Genomic DNA, 12010 nt, shown 5'->3' with positions numbered 1-12010 from the left:
CGCTCGTCATCCCGGCGCTCAAAGAGCTGAATAACGAATCCCGCTACGGCAACTCTTAAAAACCTCCGCACGTCAACGTGGGGTGGTCGCATCGCTAACAATATTTGAGATAGGGCCGGAAAAGGGTCGAGTAGAAGGCCGAAAAGGCGGCCGAGAAATCGCGATCGATATAGCCGGGCTCATAGACATAGGCCTTGGCGCCGACCGTGCGAAAGGTCGCAAGCAGACTCTGGAGCAAGCCGCTTTCATCGGAAATATCGAGAGTCTTTGCGAGTGACGACCAATCCGCGTCGGATTCCAGCACTCCCAGCCTTGCCGGGGACTTCATTCGGTTATTGCCCCCCCAGGCGGAATCAGCCGACCGTAAACGTACCCAGACGCTGTTCGGAAACGATCGACAGGGATTCCAGCTCCTCGATCGCCCGCACCGCTTCCGGCGACGGCTTCAAGGTGAATTCTTCGAATTCAGCGCGTGTTTTGATTTCGACGCGGCCAAAGCACTGCATATCGTCGAACGATGTGATGCCGTTGTCCATTGCCTTCCCCTGAATCAAAAATGCCGGCCGAAAAGCCGGTCATTCGAGATGCGGTAAGTTGGTAGGTTTAAAGAGATGTGAGTTCAATATCAAAATACAACCGTCGCAGCGACCTAACGTGCCGTTGCCACGACCGATGAATAGGGTGAAGCGACTGTCCGCAGCGTGAACAAAGATAAAACGAAGCGATAAATAGGACGAATAATCATTCGATTATCGAAACATCGCGCGAACATTCTGGTGCATGAAAAAAGGCACGAAGACGCTACGAAAAAAACAGCAAAATGGTGGTAAAAAATTGCGCCAAAGCAGCAAGAATACCCGAGAATAGAAAATCGAGGCAATTTTGCGCGATGATCCGGCGGCGATCATCGCGATTCACGTGCAAGAGAGGATTGCGAAGATGGCGCTCGGCATCGAGGAAATTCAGGCAATCATCACCGCCGGAACCGAACATCGTGGCTGGATCGCCAACAGCTTCGCGCAGGTGGAATTCCTTCTCGGCGACCTGATAGTCCGCTGCCGTGCCTTCCCCGAATATGCGGAGCACACGCAGACGGTCAGCCACAGTGCCTCCAAGCGCATCGCGAAGGTGCGCGCGATGTTGGCGATCGAGGGACCGCTGTCGCCGTTCGCGGCGGCGCTCGAGCCGCTGCTGGACGGCTTCGCGGCGAACCAGGAAGTGCGCAACCTGCTCGCGCATGGCTATTGCGAGTTCCACCATACGCCGACCGACGATGCCGGATTCTACTTCCGAAAATTCGACAGGGCGAAGGCGGAGGAAACCGGCAACGATGCGGCGCTGCTGGAAAAGACGTTCCGCCTCATCGACCTCGAATATCACCGGGTCCAGATGATCGCGCTCGCGGACAGCGCGATGGACCTCGTCTCCAACCTGCACGTCGGCTTGGGTTGGGCCGACGCCGTCCCGCAACCGCTCGCCTGACGGTCAGCGAGGCGGCGCGGAGCCCAAACGAACGAACGGGCCAAGACCGCAATGCTTCCCCAGCGGAAATTTCAAAACCGTCCCGGCGGATCTATGACCGTCACCGGGCACGCGCCGTGCATCGCCCTGTCGCTTTCCGCTCGGCTGCGCCATAGCGTGCGGTCTAAGTTAGCTGAATGTCCCAAGTTCAGGCGCGAAGAAGCCGCGGTGATCTCGCTACGGAATGGCTGCTTTCAAGCAGGATCAAATCCAGATCGGAACGACCGACATCAGGCGCAAAGCGGTCGGCTCACATTTTCTATGACGGCTAAGACATGGTCCATTTAGGTGGTCCATCTGCCCGAGTTTCACCTCGTTGACCTACATATTAAACCATTGCTATATAAAGAATATTAGAAACTCCACCCCCTCCCGTAGGGGTCACCACGGTAGAGCGCGCGGTCGGCGCGACATTATCCGCACATTGGCGTTTGAGACTGCACGGTTCTGCCTGACTGCTAAGGCGCCTTAGCCGATGTCGGTCCACTTAACGCGCGGCCGCGACAGATACCGATCGGCGATAGCCGCGTTCAAGCGGCCCGCTCAAATCATAACTTGCAATCTCGTCTGCGTAGATTCATCGTAGACCTGCAGGGGGCCACGGCTAGGTGCCACGGGGTGTGGCCTCCGTATTTCATACGCAGAAATTCGTTTTAATTTTCAGATAGTTGTAATTCCGCACCGGCTGGCTGGGGCGGCAGGATTCGAACCTGCGCATGGCGGTACCAAAAACCGCTGCCTTACCGCTTGGCTACGCCCCAACGGCCGGTGCGACGCGCGCTCTATAGCGCGTTGCGACCTAATGCAAGGCGGGTCGGATCAGAGCCGCGTGACCCAACCGTGCGGATCGGCCGCGCGGCCGCGCTGGATGTCGACCAGCTTGCCTTTGAGCATTTCGGTGACCTGGCCCGGGCCGCCCGCACCAACCGTGAAGCTGGTTTCGCCGCGCGTCACCTTGCCGACCGGAGTGACCACCGCCGCCGTGCCGCAGGCGAAGCTTTCGGTCAGCTTGCCGCTTTCCGCGTCGGTCTGCCACTGGTCGATCGCATAGGGTTGCTCGCGTACGGTCAGGCCCGCGTCCTTGGCCAGCGTGATGATCGCGTCGCGCGTGATGCCGGGAAGGATTGTGCCCGTCAGTGGCGGCGTGACGATGCTGCCGTCGTCGAACACGAAGAACATGTTCATGCCGCCCAGTTCCTCGATCCAGCGATGCTCGGCGGCGTCGAGGAAGACGACCTGGTCGTGCCCCTTGGCGATCGCCTCGCGCTGCGCGACGAGGCTGGAGGCATAATTGCCGCCGCATTTGGCGGCGCCGGTACCGCCGGGCGCGGCGCGCGTATAATCCTCCGACACCCAGAGCGAGATCGCGGGCGCGCCCGACTTGAAATAATTTCCGACCGGCGAGGTGATGACGAGGAACTGATATTCGGAGGCCGGTTTCACACCCAGGAACACCTCGCTGGCGAACATGAAGGGGCGGAGATACAGCGCGCCGCCGTCAACGGGCGGGAACCATTTGGCGTCCGCTGCCACCGCTTCCTTCACCGCCGCGATGAACATGTCCTCGGGCAGTTCGGCCATCGCCATGCGGCGCGCGCTGGCGTTGAAGCGCGCGGCATTGGCTTCGACGCGGAACAGCGCCATCGAACCGTCGTCGAGGCGATAAGCCTTCAGCCCCTCGAAGATTTCCTGCGCATAATGAAGCACCGCGGTCGCGGGATCGAGCGTCAGCGGACCACGCGGCATCACCTGCGCATCGTGCCAACCCTGCCCCTCGGTGTAGCGGATCGACACCATATGGTCGGTAAAGACCCGCCCGAAAACCGGATCCGCAATCGCCGCCGCCCGTACGTCGTCCGCCACCGGACTGGGGTGCGGAAGATGGGTGAAGGCGGGAGCGGACATGCGAAAACACCTTTGCTTTGCAGGTTTCGGGAGCGCGCCTCTTGCCAAAGAGCGGGACGGCGCGCAACGGTAGCGACTATGCCGGATGAAAATTTTCTTTCACAAGTACCCGCAGCCTCTGCCCTTTTCTTGCGCGAAGAGGAGGTTCGGCGCGGGATCGAATTTCTGTTTTTCGCTCACGCATCGCTGTGGCGCGCGATCGATACCCGGCTCGCCGAACGGACGTTGGGACGCGCGCATTATCGCGCGCTCTATTTCATCGCACGGCAACCGGGGCTGACGATTTCGGATTTGCTGGCGCTGCTCGGCATCACCAAACAGTCGCTCGGCCGCGTCGTGAAGGAGCTGGAAGCGCGGGACTATCTGACGACGCGGCCGGGCAATCGCGACCGGCGCGCGAAGGAACTGCGCCTGACCGACGCCGGCCGCACCGCCGAACGCGAGATTTTCGCGGCGCTGCGCGATACGATGAGCCGCGCCTACACGCACGCCGGACAGCAGGCGGTGACCGGGTTCTGGCAGGTGAGCGAAGCCCTCGTCCCGCTGCGCGAACGACGCCGGATCGCGGCCCTCGGGAATGAACCGGGCTAAATCAGCCCTCGCCGCGTGCGATGTCTGCCAGTTCGCGCCCGCGATCGCGCGCCGCGCGCAGCACATTGGTGAGCAGCGCGGCAAGCTGGCCGTCGCTATCGAGCACGTCAAGCCCCGCCTGCGTCGTCCCACCCTTGCTCGCGACCTGCGCGATCAGCACGCCGGGCTTTTCTCCGCTATCGGCGAGCAGCGCTGTTGCCCCCCCGAACGTTGCGGTCGCTAGCGCGAGCGAATCTTCGGCCGACAGACCAAGCCGCTCGCCCGCCGCCGCGTAGGATTCGATCAGCCGGAAAACGAAAGCCGGGCCGCTGCCGGTGAAGGCGGTGACCAGATCCATCGTCGAATCATCGGCAAGCCGCACCGTCTTGCCCAACGTGCCCAGCAGCGCGTCGATCGCCGCATCGTCTGCGGCGCCAAGCGTCGCGACCGCCGACACCCCGGCGCCGACGCGCGCAGCGAGATTTGGCAGGATGCGGACCTGTGCGCCCGCGGCGGGAAAGCGTCCCGCGAGATCGGCCAGCGACACACCGGCGAGGATCGAAAGCAGATGGACCTGCCCTGTCGCCAGCGGGGCCAATATCTCGGCGACGTCACCGAGCTGCTGCGGCTTCATCCCAAGCATGATCCAGTCGGCGGAACCGCCCGCCGCCTGCCATTCGTCGAGCCCGGCATGCTGAACGATGCCGGCCCGCGGCGCCGCAAAAGGATCGACGATCGCGACCTGCGCGGGATCGAGCCCAGCGGCGAGCCAGCGATCGAGCATGGCCCCCGCCATGTTGCCGCAACCGACCAGCAAGAGACGGCCCGAGAAATTCCGCAACGCTTTGCTCATATATCCTTCTTTTCTTGTCCTTTACCGGCAGCTGGTCTCGGGACCCGATAACAGGTCGAGACAGCGGCCATCGATTTTACTTGCATCCACCGGCAGTCCGATGACCGACGCCAGCGTCGGCATGATATCGACCGTCATCACCGCATTGGGCTGTTCGAAACCGGCGAGCCCCTTGCGCCAGAAGAGAATCGGCACGCGGCGGTCATAGTCCCATACCGACCCGTGGGTCGCGACATAGCCGACGCCCGCTTCGGGGATCGGGGTGACCCGCGGTTTCAGCGCTATGATGAAATCGCCAGAACGCTGCGGATTGTAGGACGCCCGCAGCTTGTCCAACAATGTCCAGCTATCGGGCGCGCGCTTCGAAATCGGGTGCGCGTCCAACTCCTCGCGCGTCGCCACCGCTTCGACCTGCGGATGCGCACGCAGGCGCGGGAGCAGTTCGGCAAGCGCCGCCTTGCGCTGCGCCGCCGTGAGCGTCTTCGCCAGATAATAATCGCCGCCATCGCCATAAAGCAGCGGTTGCGGCAGGCCCAGCTTTTCGGCGACCGCCTTGCCCATCGCTTCGGGATCGAGCGCCTTGTCGACGCGCTGTGCGTCGGGCCAGGCATTCTGCCGATTGCGTTCGGGCAGGTCGTGGCCGCCATGATCTGCGGTCAGCGCGACGACATAGTCAATCCCCGTCGCGTCGAGCCGCGCGAAGAAATCGCCGAGTTCGCGGTCGAGCCCCGCCATCTGGAGGCACATTTCACTGCCTTCGGTGCCTGTACTGTGGCCGACATAGTCGGTCGCCGACAGTCCGACGATCAGAAGGTCGGTGCTACTGCCTTCGCCCATCTTGCGGGCCTGGCGCAGCGCCGCGGCGGTTGCGAGGACCGCGCCATCGGCCTCGGGCGACGCCATGAAGCGGCGGAAGTCTCCGGCATCGCGTGCCATCCGGCCGGTGCCGACCGTCGCGCCCTTGTCGCCGACCGGGATCGCGATATCGCGTGCCGCGCAATCGGCCGGCAGAGTCAGCCCGGGGCGCGGCTGGTTGATCGCCGCCGCGACCGCGGCGCTCGCCTGCTGCGCGGTCGGCGACAGCGTCGTGCCGCGATAGCTGGCGAGGCCAGTGGGCGCGAGCCACATCAGTTCGTCGGCCTGGCGCCCGCCCATCATGATCGCCGAGCGATCCTTGCCGGACACCGAGACCACCTGCGCTTCCGGGTCGCGCACCTTCATCAGGTCGCCGAGCGTCGGAACGAGCAGATGCTTTACCGAGGGCGCATAGGCACCGCTTTTCGACGTTGTGCCCGCTACACTCTCGTCCTCGGCGCAATAAACGCGCTTGTCGTCGCGCGTGACCGAAAGGTCGAAATAGTTATTGGCGACGATGCCCGTATGCGCCGGATGATTGCCGGTCAGGATCGTCGAATGGCCGGGACATGTCTCGGTCGCGCCATGCGCCTGATAACCGGACGGAAAGACAACGCCCGACGCCAGCCGCGCAAGGCCGCCGGTGAAATGGCCGCGATATTCGGCGAACAGGTCGGCCGAAAACTGGTCCACAGCGATCATCACGACAAGCTTGGGAGCGGGCGTCGCGGCCGTAACCTTCTGCACCGGCGGAGCCGAATTCTGCGCAAGGCCGGTTCCGGCGGCGACAAGGCAAAGCGCGGTGGCGAGAGTGGCGGACAGATATTTCAGCTTCACGGACGGCTTCTCCAACTCAAGGGTGTCAGCGCGGGCTGTCCTCTCGTCGAAAGCCGCCTATATGGCAAGCCTTCGAGAGACGAACGGGCGCGAGCATAGCCATGAATTTTGCGAGTGAGGCTTTTGTGACACGGGTAATCCGCGCGGTGCTGGTCCTGCTGGCGCTTGCCGCGTTCAACCCCGTGCACGCGCAGTCGACGCATATCCAGCCCAAGCTGGTCGCCGAGTCGGCGACCCCAGCACCCGGGGGCAGCACGACGCTCGCGCTCACCATGACGCCCGAAAAGACGTGGCACGGCTATTGGGCGAACGGCGGCGACGCGGGCTTCGGCCTGTCGATCGACTGGAACGCGCCCGAAGGCGTCACGATTGCGCCGTTTCGCTATCCGGTGCCCGACGCGCTGGTCCTCTTCGGCATGATGAATCACGTCTATGAGCACCCCTATGCGCTGCTCGCCGATGTATCGGTCGATGCGTCGGTCGCGCCCGGATCCGACCTGACCGTGTCGGGGGTCGCGAACTGGCTCGCCTGCACCGACAAGGTGTGTGTCCCCGAAAAGGCGGTAATCTCGGTCGCGTTGAAGGCAGGCGACGGCAAGGTCGCGCCTGCCGAGCGCACGCGCTTCGACGGCTGGCGCGCGCTGCTCCCTCAGCCGCTCGACCGCCACGGCACGTGGGAGCGGCGGGGCGACATGGTGCGCTTCGCGATCCCTCTCCCCGCGAGCACGGCCATCGACGCGCCGCACCTGTTCGTCGAAACGCAGGACCTGGTCGATTATGCCGCCCCGCAAAAATTCAGCCGCAACGGCGACTACATCATTGTCGAAACGCGCTTAAAGGGGGAAAAGACGGGATCGGTTTCGGCGCTGCTGAAACTCGGTGGCGGGCGCGGGCTGTCGTTGACGCTCGACCCCGGCTCGGTGCCCGCCAGAGGCGAAGCGATCGCGGGGCAGACCGCGGGTATCGACATCGGCCTGTTCTGGACCGCGCTCGGCGGCGCGATCGTCGGCGGCCTGATCCTTAACCTGATGCCATGCGTCTTCCCGATATTGAGCCTCAAGGCGCTTAGCCTCGCGCGGTCGGGCGGCGATGCGAGGACCGCCAAGCTCGAGGCGCTTGCCTACGCCGCCGGCGCGATCGCGACCGCGCTGTTCCTCGGCGGCGCGCTGCTGGCGCTCCGCGCGGCGGGCGAGCAGGTCGGCTGGGCGTTCCAGCTCCAGCATCCGGTGAGCGTGCTCGCGCTGCTGATCCTCTCGCTCGCGATCACGCTCAACTTGCTAGGATATTATGAATTGCCGTCGTTCGGCGGCGGACAGGCGCTTACCGAAAAGGGCGGCGCGGCGGGCGGCTTCTGGACCGGCGCGCTCGCGGCCTTCGTCGCGACGCCGTGCAGCGGGCCGCTGCTTGGCGCGGCGCTCGGCGCGACGCTGGTGCTGCCCGCGTGGGCGGCGCTGCCGGTCTTCGGAGGGCTCGGACTGGGGCTTGCCTTGCCGTTCCTCGCGATTGGGTTCGTCCCCGCCTTGCGGCGCCGCCTGCCCAAGCCGGGCCCGTGGATGGACCGCTTCCGCAAATGGATGGCGCTGCCGATGGCGCTTACCACGCTCGCGCTGGCGTGGCTGTTGTGGCGTCAACTCGGTAGCGGCGAGCAACTCCTGTGGCCGATCCTCGCGGTCGCGATGGCTCTCGTCCTGCTCACTCATTATGGCGCGATCCAGCGCGGCGACCGGCGCTCGTGGCTGTTGATCGCGTCGGGCCTGCTGCTCGCCGTGAGCCTCGCGGGTGCTGTTGCCGAAGTTGCCGAAGCGGAACGCACCGCCGATGGCTCGGGATCGACCTTCTCGCCCGATGCACTCGCCAAGGCCCGCGCTACCGGTAAGCCTGTCTTTGTCTATTTCACCGCCGACTGGTGTCTGTCGTGCAAGGCGAACGAAGCCGGGGCGATCGAGCGCGAGACGGTGCAAAAGGCTTTTGACAAGGTGAGCGTGGTCACGCTGGTCGGCGACTGGACGAACGGCGATCCTGTGATCACGCGTACGCTCGCCGAGCATGGCCGCAACAGCGTGCCGCTCTATCTCTGGTATGCGCCGGGCGCCGCCAGGCCAGAAACCCTGCCGCAGATCCTGACCCCCGGCCTGCTTACCGACAAGGCGCAACGCTGATGCCCAAGCAGCGCGCCGACCAGCTTCTCGTTGACCGGGGCCTCGCCGAAAGCCGGACGCGCGCGCAGGCGCTGATCCTTGCCGGACTTGCTTTCGTCGGCGACCGCAAGATCGACAAGGCGGGACAGCAGATCGCGGCAGATGCCGAGATCAGCGTCAAGGGCCGCGACCACCCGTGGGTGTCGCGCGGCGGGATCAAGCTCGATCATGCGCTGACCCACCTCGGCTGGGATGTGACCGACGCGATCGCGATCGATGTCGGATCGTCGACCGGCGGGTTCACCGACGTGCTGCTGAGCCGCGGGGCCGCGCGCGTCTATGCCGTCGATTCGGGAACCAACCAGCTCGCGTGGAAGCTGCGGCAGGACGAGCGCGTGATCGTCCATGAGCAGACAAGCGCGCGTGTCCTGACCGCCGGCCACATCCCCGGACCCGTCGACCTGATCGTGTGCGACGCGAGCTTTATCGCGTTGTCGAAAGTACTGCCGGTGCCGATGGGTTTTGCGAAAGAGGGCGCGCGGATCGTCGCGCTGATCAAGCCGCAATTCGAGGCCGAACGACATGAGGTAGGCAAAAAGGGCGTGGTGCGCGACGCCGCCGTGCACGCGCGCGTCTGCGCCGAAGTGCACGATTGGCTGACCGCCGAAGGGTGGGACGTGATCGATATGGTCGAAAGCCCGATTACCGGGCCCGAGGGAAATGTCGAATTTCTGATCGCCGGACGCAAGCGAGCGGCTTGACGCTGCGCCGCACAATCGCGACACCATGCAACGGATTCGCGTGTGGGGGATAATGCGGACATGACCGAAATCGCAACGCCGGGCCAGCTTCGGATGTCCTATCTACGTTGGGCGCTCGTCACCGTGCCCGCAATCGTGCTGGTCGGCAGTCTGATGGGCCTCTTGTCGAACAGCGGATACGGCAATCGCTGGTTCGCCGCGCTCGACCTGCCGCCGATCACGCCGCCGGGCTGGGTATTCGGCACCGTCTGGCCGGTCCTCTACATCATGCTGGGCCTCTCGCTCGCGATGATCCTGCACGCGCGCGGGGCCAAGGGCCGCGGTTTTGCGCTGCTGCTCTTCTTCGTCCAGTTGATCGCCAATTTCGCCTGGTCACCGCTCTTCTTCGGCCAGCATCAGGTTACGACCGCTCTCTATCTCATCATTTTCATTCTGATGGTGACGATCGCGACCGCCTTTGCCTTTGCGCCGATCCGTAAGGCAGCGGCGTGGCTGCTGGTCCCCTATATGGCCTGGCTGAGCTTTGCCGCGATCCTCAATTTCCAGATCGATCAGCGCAATCCCGATGCCGAAACCCTTGTCCCCGCCGCCGCCAGCACCCAGATAGGGTAAGGGCGCAAGGGACAATTGGGGTCTATCCCCGACGAAGGAATATCAAAGATGCAGAGCGAAAACCGCTTTTTCGACGACCTTGCCAAGATGGTGAACGGCATTGCCGGAACCGTCGCCGGCGCCGGCCGCGAGGCCGAAGCCGCGATGCGCGACCGCGCGAAGGAATTTGTGGGACGCATGGATTTCGTCAGTCGCGAAGAATTCGAGGCGGTGAAGCAGATGGCCGCCACCGCCCGCGCCGAGACCGAAGCGCTGAAGGCACGGCTCGACAAGCTCGAAGGTGCGGCGAAGCCCGCAGCGGCACCGAAAGCTGCAACAAAGCCCGCCGCCAAACCGGCCGCGCAAGCCGCAACCAAAGCTGCGCCGCGTAAACCCAAGGCCTGAAACGGGCGCTCCTCGGACGCCTTATGCACAGATATTCCCCGGATGGCACGGGACGCGGACTCGCGTCGGCGGGTCATCCGGGCTAAGGCGCGGCCATGAGTGACGATATTTACGACGACGAAGACGGTCAGGAAGCTGCGCCGATGGAAATGCTGGCGTCCTATTTCGCCGCGCATGACTGGTCGCATGAAATGGTCGGCGAGGACGAGATCGTCGCGACGGCGCAGGGCAGCTGGACGACTTATGAATTACGCGCGGTGTGGCGCGCTGAGGACGGCGTGATCCAGCTCCTCGCCTTTCCCGACATCCGGGTCGTCGAGGACAAGCGCGCGGTTGCGCACGAAGCGCTCGCGCTCATCAACGAACAATTGTGGCTCGGCCACTTCGAACTCTGGTCGAACAGCGGGACGATCCTGTTCCGTCACGGCATGCTGGTCGGCGCCGACGCGTCGCTGCCGCTCGAACTTACCGAGACACTCGTCGAAAGCGCGATCGACGAGTGCGAACGCTTTTACCCGGTATTCCAGTTCGTACTGTGGGGCGGCAAATCCCCCGCCGAAGCGCTCGCGGCCTCGCTCATCGAGACACGCGGCGAGGCGTAGACGAACCCGGTTACCGCTTCTCGAACTTCGTCAGACCCGCACCCAGTTCGTTCGCGCCGATCGCCAGCGCCTCGCCGCTCCAGTCGGCGACGAACACCGATCGGCGATCGATACCTGCGGGCAGGCTCGCCCGATTGCCCTCGATGACGAGGCCGCGCGACGGGTTTTTCCGCTCTTCGGCGGCGACGGCGATGAAGGCCGAATAATTTTCCTTGTCGCGCCCCTGCACCAGCAGATTGTTCGCAATGCGCCCGACCGAGCCCGAAGACAGGTCGATCATGTAATTAGTCGCCTTTCCTTGCGTGTCGTCGAAGCTGTTGTCGTCGATATCAACGCTGATAGCACGCGTTTTGAGATAATGGCCGCCGCTGCCCTTTTCGAACCGCGTGCGCGTCACGACGAGGCGGCCGTATATGCCGGTATACACGCTGTGCGCACAGCTCAGGCCGCGATCGCAGCGCCCGAGACGAGAAAAGGTCGACCGATCGATGGTCAGCGTCGCTTCGGGGTCGTCGGCAGTCAATATGCCTTCCTCGCTGCTGCGGAACAGGCTGTTGACGACGGCGAGATCGCTCCTTTCGAGGCGGATGCCGGCGCCGTTGCCGTCGGGCACGCGCATATTCTGGAAGACGATGCCGTCAACCTTGGCGCCCGCGCCGCGCAGCACCAGCGCCGCCTTGCCCTCGCACGTCACGCCTTCGAAGATTGCCCGACCGGGCTCGGTCGCGACGAAGGCGATGCGTCCCGACGTCTGCACCGCGCAATCGCGGTGGTAGCCAGGCGCGATGCGGATCGTGCCCTCGCCTTCGCCGATCGCATCGACGGCGTCCTGAAGCCGCCCAAAGCTTCGCCCCGATTCGGCCACGACATAGGGTGCGCCGCCCGATTGGGCCGGCACCGGAACCGGCGCGAGCAACAGCGGAAGGACGAGCAGCGGCAGCATCGGCCGACGGAAAAAAGTCTGTACCATGC

13 protein-coding genes and 1 tRNA gene are annotated in these 12010 nt (G+C 64.1%); 7 read left to right on the top strand and 7 right to left on the bottom strand.

Translation table 11 applies throughout. The features are described 5' to 3' along the window. Nucleotides 1-94: 94 nt before the first annotated feature. Together ATE71_RS22475 and ATE71_RS09505 are read right to left on the bottom strand one after the other, a co-directional pair. Nucleotides 95-238 (bottom strand): hypothetical protein, encoded by a 144-nt coding sequence (locus ATE71_RS22475; protein WP_160328027.1) that lies wholly within the window; start codon nt 236-238, stop codon nt 95-97. A 115-nt stretch (nt 239-353) separates the two neighbouring features. After that, entirely contained in the window at nt 354-536 is a 183-nt protein-coding gene (locus ATE71_RS09505) for a hypothetical protein (protein WP_058803256.1), read from the bottom strand. A gap of 346 nt (nt 537-882) precedes the next feature. Here ATE71_RS09505 and ATE71_RS09500 point away from each other — a divergent pair, with 346 nt between their 5' ends. Further along, entirely contained in the window at nt 883-1482 is a 600-nt protein-coding gene (locus tag ATE71_RS09500) for a hypothetical protein (protein WP_058803255.1), read from the top strand. 725 nt (nt 1483-2207) lie between these two features. Here ATE71_RS09500 and ATE71_RS09495 read toward each other — a convergent pair. Both ATE71_RS09495 and ATE71_RS09490 read right to left on the bottom strand, forming a co-directional pair. Further along, nucleotides 2208-2282, bottom strand: a tRNA-Gln gene (locus ATE71_RS09495). 58 nt (nt 2283-2340) lie between these two features. Continuing rightward, nucleotides 2341-3426: a branched-chain amino acid aminotransferase gene (locus tag ATE71_RS09490; RefSeq protein ID WP_058803254.1), complete on the bottom strand. Its 1086-nt coding sequence runs from the start codon at nt 3424-3426 to the stop codon at nt 2341-2343. Between the two features lie 78 nt (nt 3427-3504). Between ATE71_RS09490 and ATE71_RS09485 the strand changes: the two genes are divergently transcribed. After that, nucleotides 3505-4017, top strand: a complete 513-nt coding sequence (locus ATE71_RS09485; protein WP_058803253.1) for a MarR family winged helix-turn-helix transcriptional regulator — start codon at nt 3505-3507, stop codon at nt 4015-4017. A gap of 1 nt (nt 4018) precedes the next feature. Here ATE71_RS09485 and proC read toward each other — a convergent pair whose 3' ends face one another. Both proC and ATE71_RS09475 read right to left on the bottom strand, forming a co-directional pair. After that, nucleotides 4019-4849 (bottom strand): pyrroline-5-carboxylate reductase, encoded by an 831-nt coding sequence (gene proC / locus ATE71_RS09480; RefSeq protein ID WP_058803252.1) that lies wholly within the window; start codon nt 4847-4849, stop codon nt 4019-4021. A gap of 21 nt (nt 4850-4870) precedes the next feature. Continuing rightward, nucleotides 4871-6556: an alkaline phosphatase family protein gene (locus ATE71_RS09475; protein WP_082665160.1), complete on the bottom strand. Its 1686-nt coding sequence runs from the start codon at nt 6554-6556 to the stop codon at nt 4871-4873. 86 nt (nt 6557-6642) lie between these two features. Between ATE71_RS09475 and ATE71_RS09470 the strand changes: the two genes are divergently transcribed. The 5 genes from ATE71_RS09470 to ATE71_RS09450 all read left to right on the top strand — a co-directional run bounded on the left by ATE71_RS09470 (nt 6643) and on the right by ATE71_RS09450 (nt 11038). Beyond that, nucleotides 6643-8700, top strand: a complete 2058-nt coding sequence (locus tag ATE71_RS09470; protein ID WP_058803251.1) for a protein-disulfide reductase DsbD family protein — start codon at nt 6643-6645, stop codon at nt 8698-8700. Further along, a complete protein-coding gene (locus tag ATE71_RS09465) occupies nt 8700-9440 on the top strand; it encodes a TlyA family RNA methyltransferase (protein ID WP_058803250.1) in 741 nt (246 codons plus the stop codon). The genes ATE71_RS09470 and ATE71_RS09465 overlap by 1 nt, the downstream gene beginning before the upstream one ends. A gap of 60 nt (nt 9441-9500) precedes the next feature. After that, nucleotides 9501-10052 carry a TspO/MBR family protein gene (locus ATE71_RS09460; RefSeq protein WP_058803249.1) on the top strand — a complete coding sequence of 184 codons (552 nt, stop codon included), beginning with the start codon at nt 9501-9503 and terminating at the stop codon, nt 10050-10052. 48 nt (nt 10053-10100) lie between these two features. After that, on the top strand, nt 10101-10436 hold the full coding sequence (locus ATE71_RS09455; protein WP_058803248.1) for an accessory factor UbiK family protein: 336 nt from the start codon (nt 10101-10103) through the stop codon (nt 10434-10436). A 95-nt stretch (nt 10437-10531) separates the two neighbouring features. Further along, nucleotides 10532-11038 (top strand): YbjN domain-containing protein, encoded by a 507-nt coding sequence (locus ATE71_RS09450; RefSeq protein WP_058803247.1) that lies wholly within the window; start codon nt 10532-10534, stop codon nt 11036-11038. Between the two features lie 10 nt (nt 11039-11048). On the opposite strand, the gene ATE71_RS09445 is transcribed toward ATE71_RS09450, so the two are convergent. Continuing rightward, a complete protein-coding gene (locus tag ATE71_RS09445) occupies nt 11049-12008 on the bottom strand; it encodes a right-handed parallel beta-helix repeat-containing protein (protein WP_058803246.1) in 960 nt (319 codons plus the stop codon). Nucleotides 12009-12010 lie beyond the last annotated feature (2 nt).

Source organism: Sphingopyxis sp. H115, from assembly GCF_001468465.1.
Classification (GTDB): domain Bacteria; phylum Pseudomonadota; class Alphaproteobacteria; order Sphingomonadales; family Sphingomonadaceae; genus Sphingopyxis.
This window is presented reverse-complemented; position numbering and strand designations above follow the sequence as displayed.

Excerpts from the sequence above, each read along its gene's own strand:
- ATE71_RS09505 (WP_058803256.1), bottom strand. The coding sequence starts at position 536 with ATGGACAACGGCATCACATCGTTCGACGATATGCAGTGCTTTGGCCGC.
- ATE71_RS09490 (WP_058803254.1), bottom strand. The coding sequence starts at position 3,426 with ATGTCCGCTCCCGCCTTCACCCATCTTCCGCACCCCAGTCCGGTGGCG.
- ATE71_RS09485 (WP_058803253.1), top strand. The coding sequence starts at position 3,505 with ATGCCGGATGAAAATTTTCTTTCACAAGTACCCGCAGCCTCTGCCCTT.
- proC (WP_058803252.1), bottom strand. The coding sequence starts at position 4,849 with ATGAGCAAAGCGTTGCGGAATTTCTCGGGCCGTCTCTTGCTGGTCGGT.
- ATE71_RS09470 (WP_058803251.1), top strand. The coding sequence starts at position 6,643 with ATGAATTTTGCGAGTGAGGCTTTTGTGACACGGGTAATCCGCGCGGTG.
- ATE71_RS09465 (WP_058803250.1), top strand. The coding sequence starts at position 8,700 with ATGCCCAAGCAGCGCGCCGACCAGCTTCTCGTTGACCGGGGCCTCGCC.
- ATE71_RS09460 (WP_058803249.1), top strand. The coding sequence starts at position 9,501 with ATGACCGAAATCGCAACGCCGGGCCAGCTTCGGATGTCCTATCTACGT.
- ATE71_RS09455 (WP_058803248.1), top strand. The coding sequence starts at position 10,101 with ATGCAGAGCGAAAACCGCTTTTTCGACGACCTTGCCAAGATGGTGAAC.
- ATE71_RS09450 (WP_058803247.1), top strand. The coding sequence starts at position 10,532 with ATGAGTGACGATATTTACGACGACGAAGACGGTCAGGAAGCTGCGCCG.
- ATE71_RS09445 (WP_058803246.1), bottom strand. The coding sequence starts at position 12,008 with ATGGTACAGACTTTTTTCCGTCGGCCGATGCTGCCGCTGCTCGTCCTT.